16 protein-coding genes are annotated in these 16411 nt (G+C 72.0%); 4 read left to right on the forward strand and 12 right to left on the reverse strand.

The window, feature by feature from the left end:
• Positions 1 to 47: 47 nt before the first annotated feature.
• The 5 genes from QFZ58_RS09660 to QFZ58_RS09680 all read right to left on the reverse strand — a co-directional run bounded on the left by QFZ58_RS09660 (position 48) and on the right by QFZ58_RS09680 (position 5600).
• A complete protein-coding gene (locus QFZ58_RS09660) occupies positions 48 to 2591 on the reverse strand; it encodes an ATP-binding protein (protein WP_307124516.1) in 2544 nt (847 codons plus the stop codon).
• A 166-nt stretch (positions 2592 to 2757) separates the two neighbouring features.
• A complete protein-coding gene (locus QFZ58_RS09665) occupies positions 2758 to 3492 on the reverse strand; it encodes an ABC transporter ATP-binding protein (protein WP_307124517.1) in 735 nt (244 codons plus the stop codon).
• A 221-nt stretch (positions 3493 to 3713) separates the two neighbouring features.
• A complete protein-coding gene (locus tag QFZ58_RS09670; protein WP_307124518.1) occupies positions 3714 to 4487 on the reverse strand; it encodes a DUF3710 domain-containing protein in 774 nt (257 codons plus the stop codon).
• Position 4488: 1 nt separating this feature from the next.
• Positions 4489 to 5019, reverse strand: coding sequence for a dUTP diphosphatase (gene dut / locus QFZ58_RS09675; RefSeq protein ID WP_307124519.1), 531 nt, complete (start codon positions 5017 to 5019; stop codon positions 4489 to 4491).
• Positions 5016 to 5600 carry a PaaI family thioesterase gene (locus tag QFZ58_RS09680; RefSeq protein WP_307124520.1) on the reverse strand — a complete coding sequence of 195 codons (585 nt, stop codon included), beginning with the start codon at positions 5598 to 5600 and terminating at the stop codon, positions 5016 to 5018. The genes dut and QFZ58_RS09680 overlap by 4 nt, the downstream gene beginning before the upstream one ends.
• Positions 5601 to 5658: 58 nt before the next feature.
• Between QFZ58_RS09680 and QFZ58_RS09685 the strand changes: the two genes are divergently transcribed.
• Positions 5659 to 6114, forward strand: a complete 456-nt coding sequence (locus QFZ58_RS09685; protein WP_307124521.1) for a DUF3093 domain-containing protein — start codon at positions 5659 to 5661, stop codon at positions 6112 to 6114.
• A 6-nt stretch (positions 6115 to 6120) separates the two neighbouring features.
• Here the strand turns inward: QFZ58_RS09685 and QFZ58_RS09690 are convergent, their stop codons facing one another.
• The 4 genes from QFZ58_RS09690 to QFZ58_RS09705 form a co-directional block, all read right to left on the reverse strand.
• Positions 6121 to 7074, reverse strand: a complete 954-nt coding sequence (locus QFZ58_RS09690) for a hypothetical protein (RefSeq protein WP_307124522.1) — start codon at positions 7072 to 7074, stop codon at positions 6121 to 6123.
• Between the two features lie 11 nt (positions 7075 to 7085).
• Positions 7086 to 7382, reverse strand: coding sequence for a DUF4193 domain-containing protein (locus tag QFZ58_RS09695; protein WP_003965732.1), 297 nt, complete (start codon positions 7380 to 7382; stop codon positions 7086 to 7088).
• Positions 7383 to 7786: 404 nt separating this feature from the next.
• The gene (locus QFZ58_RS09700) at positions 7787 to 9019 is read right to left on the reverse strand and encodes a cell wall metabolism sensor histidine kinase WalK (RefSeq protein ID WP_307124523.1); all 1233 of its coding nucleotides are present in this window, start codon (positions 9017 to 9019) and stop codon (positions 7787 to 7789) included.
• 7 nt (positions 9020 to 9026) lie between these two features.
• The gene (locus QFZ58_RS09705; RefSeq protein WP_073721987.1) at positions 9027 to 9680 is read right to left on the reverse strand and encodes a response regulator transcription factor; all 654 of its coding nucleotides are present in this window, start codon (positions 9678 to 9680) and stop codon (positions 9027 to 9029) included.
• A gap of 361 nt (positions 9681 to 10041) precedes the next feature.
• Between QFZ58_RS09705 and QFZ58_RS09710 the strand changes: the two genes are divergently transcribed.
• Positions 10042 to 10215, forward strand: a complete 174-nt coding sequence (locus tag QFZ58_RS09710) for a hypothetical protein (protein WP_307124524.1) — start codon at positions 10042 to 10044, stop codon at positions 10213 to 10215.
• Positions 10216 to 10309: 94 nt separating this feature from the next.
• Here QFZ58_RS09710 and QFZ58_RS09715 read toward each other — a convergent pair whose 3' ends face one another.
• Together QFZ58_RS09715 and QFZ58_RS09720 are read right to left on the reverse strand one after the other, a co-directional pair.
• Positions 10310 to 11110, reverse strand: a complete 801-nt coding sequence (locus QFZ58_RS09715) for an inositol monophosphatase family protein (protein ID WP_307124525.1) — start codon at positions 11108 to 11110, stop codon at positions 10310 to 10312.
• Between the two features lie 324 nt (positions 11111 to 11434).
• The gene (locus QFZ58_RS09720; protein WP_307124526.1) at positions 11435 to 12559 is read right to left on the reverse strand and encodes a ferrochelatase; all 1125 of its coding nucleotides are present in this window, start codon (positions 12557 to 12559) and stop codon (positions 11435 to 11437) included.
• Between the two features lie 126 nt (positions 12560 to 12685).
• Between QFZ58_RS09720 and QFZ58_RS09725 the strand changes: the two genes are divergently transcribed.
• Together QFZ58_RS09725 and QFZ58_RS09730 are read left to right on the forward strand one after the other, a co-directional pair.
• A complete protein-coding gene (locus QFZ58_RS09725) occupies positions 12686 to 13933 on the forward strand; it encodes an MFS transporter (RefSeq protein ID WP_307124527.1) in 1248 nt (415 codons plus the stop codon).
• The gene (locus QFZ58_RS09730) at positions 13890 to 15212 is read left to right on the forward strand and encodes a D-arabinono-1,4-lactone oxidase (protein WP_307124528.1); all 1323 of its coding nucleotides are present in this window, start codon (positions 13890 to 13892) and stop codon (positions 15210 to 15212) included. Before QFZ58_RS09725 ends, QFZ58_RS09730 begins: the two co-directional genes overlap by 44 nt.
• 19 nt (positions 15213 to 15231) lie before the next feature.
• On the opposite strand, the gene QFZ58_RS09735 is transcribed toward QFZ58_RS09730, so the two are convergent.
• Positions 15232 to 16371 carry a hypothetical protein gene (locus tag QFZ58_RS09735; RefSeq protein ID WP_307128812.1) on the reverse strand — a complete coding sequence of 380 codons (1140 nt, stop codon included), beginning with the start codon at positions 16369 to 16371 and terminating at the stop codon, positions 15232 to 15234.
• Positions 16372 to 16411: the final 40 nt, after the last annotated feature.

The raw sequence follows: 16411 nt of genomic DNA on the forward strand, positions 1-16411 counted from the left end.
TGCCTTTCCATGATCTGTGTTGGGGGCAGCCGTGCGCTCCCGGTGCCTCATGAGGTGACCTGCAGCGGCAGCCGGGGGCCGTCCCGTACCCGACCCCGTGCGGCCTTGAGCGTGAGGACCATGGTGAGGCCGCCGCCGGGGGTGTCCTCGGCGTCCAGCGTGCCGCCCATGGACTCCACGAAGCCGCGGGCGACGGCGAGTCCCAGGCCGACCCCCGCGCCGCGCGGGGCGTCGCCGTACCGCTGGAAGGGCTCGAAGATGCGCCCCTTGCCCTCGTCGGGCACGCCGCGGCCCCGGTCGGCCACCCGGAGCTCGACGCGTTCGCCCAGGGCGCTGGCGGCGACGGTGACGCGCTCCCGGTCCGGGCTGTACTTGACCGCGTTCTCCACGATGTTGGCGACGGCCCGCTCGAGGAGCCCCGGGTCGACGGCGACCATCGGCAGCGTCTCGGGGATGTCGAGGTCGACGCTGCCCTCCGGCACGCCGCCGAGCGCCATGGGGACGACCTCGTCGAGATCGATCTCGCGGATCAGGGGCGTGACGGTGCCGGTCTGCAGGCGCGACATGTCGAGCAGGTTGCCGACCAGGTGGTCGAGGCGGTCCGCACCGTCCTCGATGGCCGCGAGGAGCTCGGCCTCGTCCTCGTCGGACCAGGACACGTCGTCGGAGCGCAGGGAGCTGACGGCGGCCTTGATGGCGGCCAGCGGCGTGCGCAGGTCGTGGCTGACAGCTGCGAGCAGGGCGGTCCTGATCCGGTTGCCCTCGGCGAGACGCCGGGCCGCCTCGGCCTCGTCCACCAGCCGCTGACGGTCGAGTACGACGGCGGCCTGCGCGGCGAACGCCCCGAGCACCCGGCGGTCCTCGGCGGGCAGCACGCGGCCGGACAGGGCCAGGGCCATGTGGTCGCCGACGGGCATGTCCACGTCCGCGTCGTCCGGCCTGGCCACCGGAGCGGGTCCGACGGACCCGGCGCAGGTCCACGGCTCGACGTCGCTCTGCCGCTCCAGCAGCGCGACGGACTCCATGGCGAAGGTCTCCCGGACGCGGTCCAGAAGGGCGTCCAGGGCCGTTTCGCCGCGCAGGACGCTCCCGGCCAGGGCCGAGAGGATCTCCGACTCGGCGCGCAGCCGCGCGGCCTGATGGGTCCGGCGGGCCGCCAGGTCCACGACGGAGGCGACCGCGACGGCCACCGCGAAGAAGATCACGATGGCGACGAAGTTCTCCGGGTCCTGCACGGTCAGGGTGTGGGTGGGAGGTGTGAACCAGTAGTTGAGCAGGACCGAGCCGGCCGCGGCGGAGGCGAGGGCTGGTGCCAGCCCGCCGAGCAGGGCCGCCCCTACGGTCATGAAGAGGAAGAGCAGGACGTCGTTGGCGAGTCCCGGCCCGTTCTCCAGGCTCCGCAGGAGAAGCGTCAGGAACGCGGGTCCGCCCACGCCCACCGCCCACCCCCAGAGGATCCGGGTGCGGCTGAGCCGGGCGCCGCGGGCGATGGGCAGTCCGCGTCCCTTGGCCACCTCTTCGTGCGTGACGATGTGGACGTCCAGGTCGGGGCCGGACTCCCGGGCGACGGTGGCGCCGACACCGGGCCCGTAGACGTACTGCCAGGTCTTGCGGCGGCTGGAGCCGAGAACGATCTGGGTGGCGTTGACGCCCCGGGCGAAGGCCAGGAGCGCCGAGGGGATGTCGTCGCCGATGACGTGGTGGAAGGTGCCCCCGAGGTCCTCGACGAGCGTGCGCTGGACGGCGAGCTCCTTGGGCGAGGCGGAGGTCAGTCCGTCGCTGCGGGCGATGTACACCGCGAGGATCTCGCTGCCGGAGCCCTTGGCCGCCATCCGGGACGCGCGGCGGATGAGCGTACGGCCCTCGGGTCCGCCGGTCAGTCCGACGACGATGCGCTCGCGGGCCTGCCAGGGGGTGCTGATGTCGTGCTCGCCGCGGTACTGCTGGAGGTATTCGTCGACCCGGTCCGCGACCCAGAGGAGCGCCAGTTCGCGCAGGGCGGTGAGGTTGCCGGGGCGGAAGTAGTTGGAGAGGGCCGCGTCGACCTTGTCGGACTGGTAGACGTTGCCGTGGGCCATGCGCCGGCGCAGTGCCTGGGGGGACATGTCGACGAGCTCGACCTGGTCGGCCCTGCGGGCCACCTCGTCGGGGATCGTCTCCTGCTGGCGCACGCCCGTTATCGCCTCGACGACGTCGCCGAGGGATTCCAGGTGCTGGATGTTGACGGTGGAGATCACGTCGATGCCGGCCTGCAGGAGCTCCTCGACGTCCTGCCAGCGCTTGGCGTTGCGGGATCCCGGCACATTGGTGTGTGCGAGCTCGTCCACCAGCACGACAGCCGGTGCCCGCTCCAGGACGGCGTCGACGTCCATCTCGGAGAACACGGCCGCGCGGTACTCGATGTCACGGCGGCGGATCTGCTCCAGGCCGTGCAGCAGCACCTCGGTGCGGGGCCGCCCGTGGTGTTCCACGAACCCGACGACGCAGTCCGTACCCCGCTCCACCCGGCGGTGGGCCTCGGAAAGCATCGCGTACGTCTTGCCGACGCCGGGTGCCGAGCCGAGGTAGATCCGTAGCGTGCCGCGTGCCATGGCCCCATCGTCTTCTGTGAACCGGCTGCCGCCGGTGCGGGAGCCACTCCCGAAGCTACCCCGAGCATTCCCGGCAAATAGGGCCGGGGGTGGATGCCGGGTCCTCATCGACGGGAATCCGGCGCCTTCCTGGACCCGGCGCGTCCGGTGCTCCTGCCCGACGCGCTCACGCCTCCTCGACGATGTGCCCGTCGCCGAGTTCCAGGACCCGGTCCGCGAAGCCCAGCAGCTGGGGGTCGTGGGTGGCCACGAGAGCGGTGACGCCCTCGCTGCGCACGACGGCCCGCAGCAGTTCCATGACCGCGAGACCGGTCTCCGCGTCGAGTTGCCCGGTGGGTTCGTCGGCGATCAGGAGCGCCGGCCTGTTGGCGAGCGCGCGGGCGATGGCGACGCGCTGCTGCTGGCCGCCGGAGAGCTCAGCCGGGCGCTGCTGCGCGTGGTCCCCGAGGCCCACGAGGGAGAGCAGCAGGGCCACCCGGTCCTCGCGCTCGCGCGGGTCGGCCTTGCGCAGCCGCATGGGTACGCCGACGTTCTCCGCCGCGGTGAGGATCGGGATGAGTCCGAACGACTGGAAGATGAAGCCGATCCGCTCCCGGCGCAGCTCCAGCAGCCCGTCCTCGCCCAGCTCGGACAGGACGCTTCCACCGACCGTGATCCGGCCCGCGTCGGGGGTGTCCAGGCCGCCGACCAGGTTGAGCAGCGTCGTCTTCCCGGATCCCGAGCGGCCCTTGAGCGCGACGAGCTCCCCGCGCGGTATCTCGAAGGAGACCCCGCGCAGGGCGTGCACGGCGGTGGCGCCGGTCCCGAACGAGCGGTGCAGGTCCTCGACCCGCACCATGGGTCCGCCGGCCGGGCTGTCGGCCGTCGCCGTGCCGCCCCGCCTGCCGGTGCTCCGTGTCATCGCTCTCCCCCGTGCGTACGCTGCCGTGCGTCCTGCTCCCTGGCCGCCGCCAGTATGTGCGTGAGGCAGTCGGCCGGGCAATGCTTCCGGGGCCGGCGTGGGGACGGGTTCCCGGACCTTCCGGGTGATCGCCCACACGCGGCCCCGGCAGCGCGAAGGCCGGTGGGCCGCCCGCAGGGAAGGGGGCGGCCCACCGGCCTCGACATGCTGACGGGAGCGGGTCAGCGCACCTCGGTGATCTCGGGGCCGCGCTGGAGCTGGCCCATGCCCCCGGAGAACTTGGAGCCCTCCTGGTCCTCCTGCTGCACACCCTCCGGCACCATCTGGGCGTCGTCGGGGAGCTTGAGGACGATCGGGTCGCGCGGGGCCATCGGGCCCTCGCCACGGACGACCACGGTGTCCCGGAAGATGGTCTCCAGCAGACCTGCGGCCTCCGGCTGCACGGCGCCCTGACCGGAGATCACGCCGCGCAGGAACCATCGCGGCCCGTCGACGCCGATGAAGCGCACGAGCTGCACGCCGTTCGTCCCGTCCGGAAGCTGTACGGGGACCTGGGCACGCAGCTCCCAGCCCAGCGGGCCCTCGACCTCGTCGATGATCCCGCCCTGCTGGGTGATGCCCGAGGCGATCTCCTCGCGGACCTCTCCCCAGATGCCTTCCTTCTTGGGCGCCGCGAAGGCCTGCAGCTGCACCGCGCTGTCGCGCAGCACGACGGTGGCCGCGACGATGGCGTCACCGGCGACCTCCACCCGCAGCTCCATGCCCTCGACGCCGGGCACGAAGATGCCGCCGAGGTCGACCCGGCCTTCGCCGGGCTGGGACACCTCGGAGACGTCCCACGGCCCGTCCGGCCGGGGGGCCGGCGGGAGGTTGGTGCGGCGTGAGCTGCCCGAGGCACCGTCCGCGCCGTTCAGCTCGTCGGCGACCTGCTCGGCCTCGCGCGCCTCGTCCGCCGCGTCCTCGGCGGACCCACTGTTCTTGCGACGTCCGAACACGTCACTGTCCTTCCCGGTCGGATACGACCGAAGCGTAGCTGTTCCCACCCTGGGTGTTACCGCCCCTGACGCCGTCCACGGCGGCATGACCGCCGGTGGACCCGAAGCCCCCCTCGGCCCGCGCCGAGCCGGGGAGTTCCGCCACCTCGTGGAAGCGCACCTTCTCGACCTGCTGGACGACCAGTTGGGCAATCCGGTCGAACCGCTCGAACCGCACGGTCTCGCGTGGGTCGAGATTGACCACGATTACCTTGATCTCCCCACGGTACCCGGCATCAACCGTCCCCGGGGCATTCACCAGGGCCACTCCGCAGCGGGCCGCGAGGCCGGAGCGGGGGTGCACGAAGGCCGCGTACCCGTCCGGCAGCGCGATCGACACACCGGTGGGCAGCACCGCGCGTTCACCCGGGGCGAGCTCGGCGCCCTCGGTGGTGACCAGGTCGGCACCGGCGTCGCCCGGGTGCCCGTAGGCGGGAATCGGCACGTCCGGGTCGATCCGGCGGATCAGCACGTCGACGGAGTGGCGCGTCACGGGTTCACCTCGAAGGCGCGGGCTCGCCGGACCTGGTCCGGGTCGGACATGGCCGCCTGGATCTCCTCGGGCCGGCCGTTGTCGATGAAGTGGTCCACCTTGACCTCGATGAAGAGAGCCTCGGCGCGGACCGCGACAGGCCCCTCGGGGCCTCCGATCCGGCCCGTGGCACGGCAGTAGATCTTCCGGTTGTGCACGGCGGTCACCTCGGCGTCCAGGAAGAGCACCGTGCCGACCGGCACCGGCAGGACGTAGTCGGTCTCGAGACGTCCGGTCACCGCGATGAGCCGCAGCAGCCAGCTGAGCGCACCGAGCGTCTCGTCCATCGCCGTCGCCAGGACGCCACCGTGGGCGAGCCCGGGAGCACCCTGGTGCGCGGGCTTCACGGTGAACTCGGCGGTGACGGTCACTCCCTCGCCGGCCCGGGCCTGGAGGTGCAGTCCGTGCGGCTGCTCACTTCCGCACCCGAAACACTGTTCGTAGTGCGATCCGAGCAGCTCTCCGGGGGCCGGGGCGTCGGCATGCCGCACCGGCCGCACGGCGCCGGCCGGGGGTGTCAGGCGTGTAGATGTTCCACTCACAGGCGCAGACCTTACCCGCGCGGCCGACCGACGGTCTCGCCGTGCCAAGCTTGGCTTCATGCAGCCTTCCGCACCGCCCTTCGACGAACGTCTCACCGCGCCCCGGTCGTGGTGGCTCATCGCCTTCGGGATCGGCATCGCCTGTGCCCTGATGTTCCTCCCGCTCGGCACCCTGCCCATGCTCGGCGGCCTGGTGGCCGGGACGGCCGTGGCGGCCGCGGTCGTGAGCTCGTACGGCTCCGCCCGGATCCGGGTCGTCTCGGGCGCCCTCGTCGCCGGGGACGCGCGGATCCCGCTGGAGGCACTCGGTGACGCCGAGGTACTCGACCGGGACGAGGCGCGTGCCTGGCGCTCGTACAAGGCGGATCCCCGGGCGTTCATGGTGCTGCGCAGCTACGTGCCCACAGCGGTGCGGGTGCGGATCACGGACCCGGCCGACCCGACGCCGTACGTCTACCTGTCGACGAGGGAGCCGCAGGCCCTCGTCGCGGCCCTGGCCGGCGTGCCCGCCTGAGAGCGGTCAGGCGCCGGGGCCGTCGAGGCCCTCGGGCAGTTCCTCCACGGGCTCCTCGGGCTGTTCCAGCGGCGGGAGGCCGGGCAGCCGGTCCCAGGGGACCTGCTGGCGCCGCAGGTCGTTCCTGACGCGCTCGGCAAGCCTTCTGGTGTCCCGGCGGTTCATCACCGCGCCGACGGCGGCGCCGACCATGAACGGGATGAGATTGGGCAGGTCGCGCACCATGCGCTTCATGATCTGCTGGCGCAGTTCGCGCTTCATCTGACCGCCCAGCGCCGCGTTCAGCGTGGTGGGGCGTGACACGTCGATTCCGCGCTCCTCCGTCCAAGACGTGAGGTAGGCGGTGCTGCGCTGTCCGAGGTTGCCCGGCGGGCGCAGGCCGTAGACCTCGTGGAGCTCGGCGACGAGCTTCATCTCGATGGCGGCCACGCCGGTGATCTCCGCCGCCAGCTCGGCCATCATGGCGGGCGGCACGGGCATCATGGCCGCCGCCCCGATGCCGGCTCCGACGGTCGCCGTGGCGTTGCAGGCGCCGGCGACGAGCTTGTCGGCGAGCTCTTCGGGGCCGAGCCCCGGGAAGTGCCTGCGCAGGGTGTGGAGGTCGCGCACGGGGACGCGCGGAGCCGTGTCGATGATCCGGTCGGCCAGCTGGGCGACCGCGGCTCTGGCGCTCTCCCCGCCCTTGCGTACGCCTCGTTTCAGGGTGTTCAGACGGCCGGACCCCGTGGGCTCCTCGCGGCCGTCCTGTCCGGATCGCCGCGGTGAGCCCGCCGCCCGGACTGCTTCGAGCGAGGCCGGCCGGCCCCGCTCGTCGTCAGATGTGCCGGGAGAGGCCTGCAGGGCGGCCTGCTGCTCGGCAGTGGGGCTTGCGCCCTCTGCCGGGCCGGTGCCGCCCTGATCCGCCTCCGACGACTTCGTGCGCCGCAAGCGCCGCTTCCGGAACGGTGTGTCGCCTGCCACGGCCGACGGCCTCAGTCGCAGTCGCGGCAGATCGGCTGGCCGTTCTTCTCCCGTGCCAGCTGGCTGCGGTGGTGCACGAGGAAGCAGCTCATGCAGGTGAACTCATCGGCCTGCTTGGGCAGAACCCGCACTGCGAGCTCTTCGTTGGACAGGTCTGCTCCGGGCAGCTCCAGTCCTTCTGCCGCGTCGAACTCGTCCACGTCGACGGCCGATGCCGTCTTGTCGCTCCGACGAGCCTTGAGCTCCTCGAGGCTGTCCTGATCGACGTCGTCGTCGGTCTTCCGTGGGGTGTCGTAATCCGTTGCCATGTCGCTCTCCCCCTCATGGGTGTCTGCGGTGTCTCAGCGCACGTAACGCGTGAGAGGCCGGACTTGTGCCCGACCTGAGGCGGAGATTTTGCCTCACATCAAGGTCTGTTACTCAATCGACACCCAACCCGACCTCTCGGGAGCGATCAGCTTGGGTGGCGAAGGGGACCGTACACGGTCCGATTGCTGCACTACACGGGCGCCACCCCGTGTACTTCCCGTGATATCGCCCCCTGGAAACCCGGACGTTTCCAGGCTTTCAGGGAGAGATGTGATCACGGAGAGTGGAGGGACCGAAAATCGCTCCTGTGATCGATCACACAGGGGCGGGGTGGAGATGAGCCTCTAAAATTCCGCCCAAAGCGAACAGAGCGATCCATTGCGGCTTCACACCGCGAAGCCTCTCAGACCGGAAGGGTGACGCGCATCACGAGACCACCGCCCTCACGAGGCTCCGCGATGATACGGCCACCATGGGCCCGCGCGACGGATCGCGCGATCGACAGGCCGAGCCCCACACCCTTGTCGCTGCCTGTACGTTCCGTACGCAGCCGCCTGAAGGGCTCGAAGAGGTTGTCGATCTCGTACGCCGGCACCACAGGACCTGTGTTCGAGACCATGAGGAGCGCCTGTCCGTGCTGGAGCTCGGTGGTGACCTCGACCCAGCCTCCCTCCGCCACGTTGTAGCGGACCGCGTTCTGGACGAGGTTGAGCGCGATGCGCTCCAGGAGGACGCCGTTGCCCTGGACGACGGCCGGAGCCCGCTCACCGCGGATCTCCACGTCCTTCGCGGCAGCCTCCGCCCGCGCCTGGTCGATGGCCTGGTCGGCGACCTCGGCCAGGTCGACCGGTTTGCGTTCGACGATCTGGTTGTCGCTCCGGGCGAGCAGGAGCAGGCCCTCGACGAGCTGCTCGCTGCGCTCGTTGGTGGCCAGGAGCGTCTTGCCGAGCTGCTGCAGCTCCGTGGGAGCCTCCGGGTCGGAGAGATGCACCTCGAGCAGCGTGCGGTTGATGGCGAGCGGTGTGCGCAGTTCGTGCGAGGCGTTCCCCACGAACCGCTGCTGCGCCGTGAAAGCGCGCTCCAGACGGTCGAGCATCTCGTCGAACGTGTCGGCGAGCTCCTTCAGCTCGTCGTCCGGGCCGTCCAGCTCGATCCGGCGCGAGAGGTCCGTACCGGCCACGCGGCGGGCGGTGCGGGTGATCCGGCCGAGCGGGGACAGGACACGGCCCGCCATGGCGTAGCCGAAGGCGAACGCGATGATGCTGAGGCCCACGAGGGCGAGCAGCGAGCGGTTCAGCAAGGAGTCCAGCGCCTGCTGACGCTGATGGTTGACGCACCGGTTCATCGCCGCGTTGAACGCCTCGGGGGTCGCGTTCTTCGGCAGGTCGCACACCTCGCTGGTGACCTGGCCGTTCACGATCTGGAACGGCAGGTCGCTCCCCACGTTCAGGGCCTGCGCGGCCAGCATGTAGATGATCGAGAGCAACAGGATGCCGGCGATCAGGAACATGCCGCCGTACAGCAGCGTCAGCCGTATCCGGATCGTCGGACGCAGCCAGGGGTAGGGGGCCTCCTGCTGTTTGGGCTCCCACGTCGGTTTGGGAGGCGCTGCGACCGGCCGGGGAGAAGCTGCCATCACGCCCTCAGATCCGGTATCCGGAACCGGGGACGGTGACGATGACGGGCGGCTCCCCGAGCTTGCGGCGCAGGGTCATGACCGTGACCCGCACCACGTTGGTGAAGGGGTCGGTGTTCTCGTCCCAGGCCTTCTCCAGCAGCTGCTCGGCGGAGACGACCGCGCCCTCGCTGCGCATCAGGACCTCGAGGACCGCGAACTCCTTGGGGGCGAGCTGGATCTCCTGCTCGTCCCGGAAGACCTCGCGGCGGTTGGGGTCCAGCTTGATGCCGGCGCGCTCCAGCACGGGCGGCAGCGCGACCGTCGTACGCCGGCCCAGGGCCCGCACCCGCGCGGTCAGCTCACTGAAGGCGAAGGGCTTGGGCAGGTAGTCGTCCGCGCCGAGTTCCAGGCCCTCCACCCGGTCGCTGACGTCACCGGAGGCCGTGAGCATGAGCACCCGGGTGGGCATGCCGAGCTCGACGATCCTGCGGCAGACGTCGTCGCCGTGCACCAGTGGAAGGTCCCGGTCCAGCACGACGACGTCGTAGTCGTTGACCCCGACGCGCTCCAGAGCCGCGGCTCCGTCGTAGACGACGTCGACGGCCATGGCCTCCCGGCGCAGTCCGGTGGCCACCGCATCGGCGAGCAGCTGCTCGTCCTCGACGACGAGTACGCGCACGGCGCAGTCCTTCCCTAGTTCTCCGGAAAATACGGGGAGCGGCCATCTTTCCCGGCCGCTCGCTGCACGTCAGCGGCACCGACTGTGCGCGTCCATCCTGCCTGTAACGCGCATAAACCGGCGGTAAGACGACGCGGGCAGGCCCGCGGCCGCGGGGAATCCATCGGAATAGCGGGCCAGTTGAGGTTTCTCCGGGAGCCGGCCCGGGGAGTACGCATTCACACCCCGCGATCACGCCATGCATGTGGCGTACCACAGCCCGCTCTGTTTCCAGAGGGACTGCGTGATCACCCGCCTCCGGCCCCGGCCGGGGAATCCGGGCACACCCCCGTGCCACCGACCCACGATGAGGGGGCGCTTCATGGACGCTTTCACCGCAGGTCTGCTGCAACGAATCAAGACCACCGAGTCCGACCTCACGAGGGCTCGCGAGACGGGCGACGACTTCCTCGCGGACGTCGAGCAGGGAGAGCTGGACGACCTGCACCGCCTCGCCGCCGAGCACGGCGTCGAAATCGGCGCCTCAAGCGTCTGAGCCGCCATGAGAGGGCCCCGGGAGCCGAAGCAGGCTCCCGGGGCCCTCTCTGTGCCCGGCCGGCGCAGGTGCCCCCTCCAGGGGCCGGGCCGGGTCAGTCGTGCCAGGCGCCCAGGTCGTCCAGGATCGCCTGGAGGGGCTCGAAGACGCCCGGGGTCGCTGCGACCGTGAGGTCCCCGTCCGCGGGCAGCCCGGGGCGTCCGCCGGTGAGGGCCCCCGCCTCCCGGGCGATGAGGTCACCGGCGGCCAGGTCCCACGGGTGGAGCCCTCGCTCGTAGTAGCCGTCGAGCCGGCCCGCCGCGACGTCGCAGAGGTCGATGGCGGCGGACCCGCCGCGCCGGATGTCGCGCAGTTGCGGGATCAGCCGCTGGGCGACGGCCGCCTGGTGGGTACGCACGTCGGTGACGTAGTTGAAGCCGGTCGACACGAGGGCCTGGTCGAGCGGAGGCGCGGGACGGCAGCGCAGCGTCTCGCCGTTCCCGTACGCGCCGCCGCCGAGCACCGCGTGGAACGTCTCGCGGCGCATCGGGGCCTCGACCACGCCCACCACCCGCTCGCCGTCGCGCTCGGCGGCGATGGAGACGGCCCAGGTGGGGAGCCCGTAGAGGTAGTTCACCGTGCCGTCGAGCGGATCGATGACCCATCGGATTCCGCTGCTGCCCTCCGCACCCGCCCCCTCCTCCCCGAGGAAGCCGTCGGTGGGACGGCTCTCGGCGAGGAAGCCGGTGATCAGCTTCTCCGCCCGGATGTCCATCTCGGTGACGACGTCGATGGGGCTGGACTTCGTCGCCGCCACCTGCAGATCGGCGGGCCGGCCGTCGCGCAGCAGGGCGCCGGCGCGGCGGGCCGCTTCCAGGGCGAGTTCGAGCAGTTCGGGCAGGAGGGGGTCGGTCACGGCGCTCCAAGGTGGGTGACGGGGCAGCTACGGGCGGTGGGTGCCCGCGCGGCGAGGAAAGGGGCCTGCGTACGGATCGGACGGACGACGCGCCGGGCACGCGGGCCCGGCGTGATCCTCACGAGGGGTCTCAGGTCGTCCCAGGTCGTGTCCGCGCAGGCCCGGCACACGCCCGGAGGGCGTGGCCTGCGGCGTCCGTCGCCTGCGGCGAGCGCAGGGCGGAGGACCGTTCTCGTCCGGGGCGTACCCGGACGCCTCCGGCGACGCGGCGCGTGCGCGTGCCGGGCGTCGTGGGCCGGGCGGGATCCTGCGGACACGGCCGGCCTAGAACGGGCTGTCGGCGCCCGCGGCTGCCGGCTTCGGCGCCCTGGCCGGGCAGCAGCCGACCGGACAGAGGTCGTGCGAGGGGCCGAGCTCGCCCAGGGCGCACCTCTCGGCCGGGCGGCCCCGCTCGGCGGCGGCGCGTTCCACGACGAGCTCGCGCACGGCGGCGGCGAACCGGGGGTCCGCCCCGACCGTGGCGGACCGGCGGACCGGCAGCCCCAGCTCTGCGGCCTTCGCGGCGGCCTCCGTGTCGAGGTCGTACAGGACCTCCATGTGGTCCGAGACGAACCCGATGGGGGCCATGACGACCGCCGGGACGCCGTTGCCGTGCAGTGTCTCCAGGTGGTCGCAGATGTCCGGCTCGAGCCACGGGATGTGCGGGGCGCCGCTGCGCGACTGGTAGACGAGCTGCCAGGGGTGTTCGACGCCGGTCTCCTCGCGCACGGCCTCGACGATCGTCCGGGCGACGTCGAGGTGTTCGGCCACGTAGGAGCCGCCGTCGCCGTGCGTACCGGCCGGACCGGAGGTGTCTGCCGCCGCGGTGGGGATGGAGTGCGTGGTGAAGGCGAGGTGGGCACCCGCCCTGACGTCCTCGGGGAGGCCGGCCAGCGAGGCCAGCACGCCGTCCACCATGGGCCGGACGAAGCCGGGGTGGTTGAAGTAGTGCCGCAGCTTGTCCACCCGGGGTACCGGCAGTCCCTCCGCCTCCAGGACGGCCAGCGACTCGGCGAGGTTCTCGCGGTACTGACGGCAGCCGGAGTACGAGGCGTAGGCGCTGGTGGCGAGCACGGCGATCCGGCGGCGCCCGTCCGCGGCCATCTCGCGGAGTGTGTCGGTGAGGTACGGAGCCCAGTTGCGGTTGCCCCAGTACACCGGGAGATCCAGTCCGTGGGCCGCGAAATCCTTGCGCAGGGCGTCGAGCAGGGCCCTGTTCTGGGCGTTGATCGGGCTCACGCCGCCGAAGAGGAAGTAGTGCTTGCCCACCTCCTTGAGACGTTCCTCGGGGATGCCCCGGCCGCGCGTCACGTTCGCCAGGAACGGGACCACGTCGTCCGGGCCTTCGGGACCTCCGAAGGAGAGCAGCAGCAGGGCGTCGTAAGGAGCGGGGTCGCGCAGATCGGACATGGACCCGATCCTGCCACCCGTCACCGGCAGCGCCACAACCGACGCCCTCCCGGCCCCTCGCGCCCATGGCCGCCCGTAAGCTGTGCAGGCCATCCACACCCCTGACAGGCTTCCCCGGAGCTCCTCTTGCCCAGCCCCTACCGTGCCATCTTCGCCGTCCCGGGGACCCTGGGGTTCTCGGCCGCGGGACTCCTCGGCCGGATGCCGCTGTCGATGATGGGCATCGGCGTGGTGACGATGGTGTCCCAGATGACCGGCCGCTACGGGCTCGCAGGGGCGCTCTCCGCGACGCTCGCCATGGCGGCGGCCGTCATGGGGCCGCAGGTCTCCCGGCTGGTCGACCGGTACGGACAGCGCCGGGTGCTGCGCCCGGTCACCCTGTTCTCCGCCGCAGCGGTCGCCGGGCTCCTGGTCTGCGCCCAGCAGCGGCTGCCGGACTGGACCCTGTTCGTCTTCGCGGCCGGCGCGGGCTCCGTGCCCAGCATGGGTTCGATGGTGCGGGCCCGCTGGGCGGAGATCTACCGGGGCTCCGCCCGTCAGCTGCACACCGCGTACTCGTGGGAGTCGATCGTCGACGAGGTGTGCTTCATCTTCGGGCCGATCGTCTCCATCGGCCTGTCGACCGCCTGGTTCCCGGAGGCCGGGCCGCTGCTCGCCGCGGTCTTCCTGGTGACCGGCGTCCTCTGGCTGACGGCCCAGCGCGCCACCGAGCCGAGACCGCATCCCCAGGCGCACCACTCGGGCGGTTCGGCGCTGCGCTCGCCCGGCCTCCAGGTGCTCGTGATCACCTTCGTCGCGACCGGTGCGATCTTCGGTGCGGTCGACGTGGTGACGGTGGCATTCGCGGAGGAGCGCGGCCACAAGGCGGCGGCCAGTCTCGTCCTGGCGGTCTACGCTCTGGGGTCGTGTCTGGCCGGAGCGGTCTTCGGCCTGCTGCACCTGCGGGGGAAGCCGTCCACCCGGTGGCTGGTGGGCGTGTGCGCGATGGCCGTGAGTATGATCCCCCTCCAACTGGCCGGGAGCCTGCCGTTCCTGGCCGTGGCGCTCTTTGTCGCGGGCCTCGCCATCGCACCCACGATGGTCACCACCATGGCTCTCGTCGAACGGCACGTACCGCGCACCCGGCTGACCGAGGGCATGACCTGGACCGGTACCGGACTCGCGGTCGGAGTGGCGCTCGGCTCCTCCGCCGCGGGCTGGGTGGTCGACGCCGCCGGGGCAGGGGCGGGGTACGCGGTGCCCGTCGTGGCGGGGGCGCTCGCGGCCGCGGTGGCGCTCCTGGGGCATCGCCGGCTCGCCGAGCCGGTTCCTACGGGAGGGCGCGGGGAAGATGACCGACACCTACGCACGGACGACGACGAGCACGTGGCGTAACTGGGCGGGCAACGTCACCGCCCGGCCGGTGCGGGCCGTGGCGCCCGCCTCCGTCGACGAACTGGCCGAGGTGCTGCGCAGGGCGTCCGAGGACGGTCTGCGGGTCAAGCCCGTCGGCACCGGGCACTCGTTCACGGCGACGGCGGCCACCGACGGGGTCCTCGTACGCCCGGACCTGCTGGCCGGTGTCCGGAACATCGACCGGACGGCGATGACCGTGACGGTGGGGGCCGGCACCCCGCTGAAGCGGCTGAACACCGCCCTCGCCCGTGAGGGACTGTCGCTGACCAACATGGGCGACATCATGGAGCAGACGGTCGCCGGGGCCGTCTCCACCGGCACCCACGGCACCGGCCGCGAGTCGGCGTCGATATCCGCGCAGATACGGGCGCTGGAGATGGTCACCGCGGACGGCACGGTCCTGCGCTGTTCGCCGGCCGAGCACCCGGACGTCTTCGCGGCCGCCCGGACAGGGCTCGGAGCGCTCGGGGTGATCACCGCGGTCACGTTCGCGGTGGAACCGGTCTTCCTGCTGCGGGCGCGTGAGGAACCGATGACCTTCGACCGGGTCACGGCCGACTTCCAGCAGCTCGTCACCGAGAACGAGCACTTCGAGTTCTACTGGTTCCCTCACACCGGCAACTGCAACACCAAACGCAACAACCGCAGCGCGGGCCCCGCCGCTCCGCCCGGAAGGATCAGCGGCTGGATCGAGGACGAGCTCCTCTCCAACGGGATCTTCCAGGTCGCCTGTTCGGTCGGCCGTGCGATGCCGGGGACCATCCCCACCCTCGCGCGGATCTCCAGTCGCGCCCTGTCGGCCCGTACGTACACGGACCTCCCGTACAAGGTCTTCACCAGCCCCCGGCGGGTGCGCTTCGTCGAGATGGAGTACGCCCTCCCGCGCGAGGCCGCGGTCGAGGCCCTGCGCGAGGTAAGGGCCATGGTCGAGCGCTCACCCCTGCGCGTCGGCTTCCCGGTGGAGGTCCGCACGGCGCCCGCGGACGACATCACGCTCTCCACGGCCTCGGGCCGGGAAAGCGCGTACATCGCGGTGCACTTGTACAGGGGCACCCCGTACCAGGCGTACTTCACGGCCGTCGAGCGGATCATGACCGGCTACGCCGGACGCCCGCACTGGGGCAAGATCCACACCCGGGACGCCGGCTACCTGGCCGCGGCGTACCCGCGGTTCGGCGAGTTCACCACCCTGCGGGACCGGCTCGACCCCGGACGGCTGTTCGGCAACGACTATCTGCGCCGGGTACTCGGCGACTGACCCCGGCGGCGACCGCGGGTCACCGGCCGGTGGCCTGGCCGCCCTCCTGTCCTTCCCCGGTCCCGGCCTCGCCGGTCGGTGCGTCGCCGGACGCGGTCGGGTCCGGCGAGGCGGGGGCGCTGTCCTCGGGCGCCGCGGAGCCGGTGGGCTCGGGCGCCGTGCTCCCGCCGGTCGTGGAGGGCGCCGGGTCCGGCTCCGTCGTCGACGTGTCGCCGTCACCGCTGCCGGGCGCGGAGCTTTGGCCGTCACCGGGGTCCGTCGCCGGGGCGGACGAGCTGTCGGCGCCCGGCTCGCGGTCCTCCGGGCCGGCGCTGCGCTCCGGGTCCGTGCTGCTCGTGGGAGCCGGGTCGGTCGTCGTCGCGCCGTGGCCGCCGCGCACCACGGAACCGACGGTCGTGCCGCCGCCGCCGCTGAGGTCGTTGCCCGAGGCCAGTTCGTACACCGTGATACCGCCCATCGACACGGCGAAGACCGCGACGGCCGCGAGGGCCGGGCGCTTCCAGCCGCGGACGCGGGTGCCATGGGTGTGCGCTTCCGAGTACACGTCGGGCGGACCGGCGGCCTCCTGCCCGAACAGCTGCGTGCGCTCGGGGTCGTTCCTGATCAGCTGCGTGCGCTGCGGATCGACCCGCCCGAGCAGCTGGGTGCTCTCCGGATCGACCCGCCGGAGCAGCTGGGTGCTCTCCGGATCGACCCGCCGGAGCAGCCGCGTGCGCTCCGGGTCCGCGGCGCCGGGCAGGCAGGGGCCGACCGCTCCGAGCAACTGCGTGCGTTCCGGGTCGTTCGTGACCCCCTCCGTGGCGTCACGGTCCGGCCGCGCCGTACGCAGCACCGTCGTGGCGTCGTCCTGCGGCTTCGGGGCGGCCGGAACCGTGTCCCTCGTGCGGACGGTCACCTGGCGTCCCCCCGGATGCTTCACCTGGACCGTGACCTCGCGGATCTGCTCCCCCGTGCGACGGAAGAAGTGCTGGAAGACCGAGCCACCACAGGTCGCCACCACGCTCATCACGCCCGCGCCTGCGATCGTTCCGTACACGCCGAGCTGCGACGCCATCACCGCCGCCGCGACGGCCGCCACGGCACTGCCCGCGACCTGCGGCAGGCTCAGATCTATGCGCCTCTCCTCGGATCCCGCATCACCTTGCGGCTTCTGCACCATTACCAGCCCTTGCTCGACAACCACCCCACCTTGCACCAGG

The organism is Streptomyces sp. B1I3 (genome assembly GCF_030816615.1).
In the GTDB taxonomy this organism is placed as follows: Bacteria; Actinomycetota; Actinomycetes; order Streptomycetales; family Streptomycetaceae; genus Streptomyces.

Coding starts and splice junctions, on each gene's coding strand:
- QFZ58_RS09660 (WP_307124516.1), bottom strand. CDS start 2,591: ATGGCACGCGGCACGCTACGGATCTACCTCGGCTCGGCACCCGGCGTC.
- QFZ58_RS09665 (WP_307124517.1), bottom strand. CDS start 3,492: ATGACACGGAGCACCGGCAGGCGGGGCGGCACGGCGACGGCCGACAGC.
- QFZ58_RS09685 (WP_307124521.1), top strand. CDS start 5,659: ATGCAGCCTTCCGCACCGCCCTTCGACGAACGTCTCACCGCGCCCCGG.
- QFZ58_RS09695 (WP_003965732.1), bottom strand. CDS start 7,382: ATGGCAACGGATTACGACACCCCACGGAAGACCGACGACGACGTCGAT.
- QFZ58_RS09700 (WP_307124523.1), bottom strand. CDS start 9,019: ATGGCAGCTTCTCCCCGGCCGGTCGCAGCGCCTCCCAAACCGACGTGG.
- QFZ58_RS09710 (WP_307124524.1), top strand. CDS start 10,042: ATGGACGCTTTCACCGCAGGTCTGCTGCAACGAATCAAGACCACCGAG.
- QFZ58_RS09720 (WP_307124526.1), bottom strand. CDS start 12,559: ATGTCCGATCTGCGCGACCCCGCTCCTTACGACGCCCTGCTGCTGCTC.
- QFZ58_RS09730 (WP_307124528.1), top strand. CDS start 13,890: ATGACCGACACCTACGCACGGACGACGACGAGCACGTGGCGTAACTGG.
- QFZ58_RS09735 (WP_307128812.1), bottom strand. CDS start 16,371: ATGGTGCAGAAGCCGCAAGGTGATGCGGGATCCGAGGAGAGGCGCATA.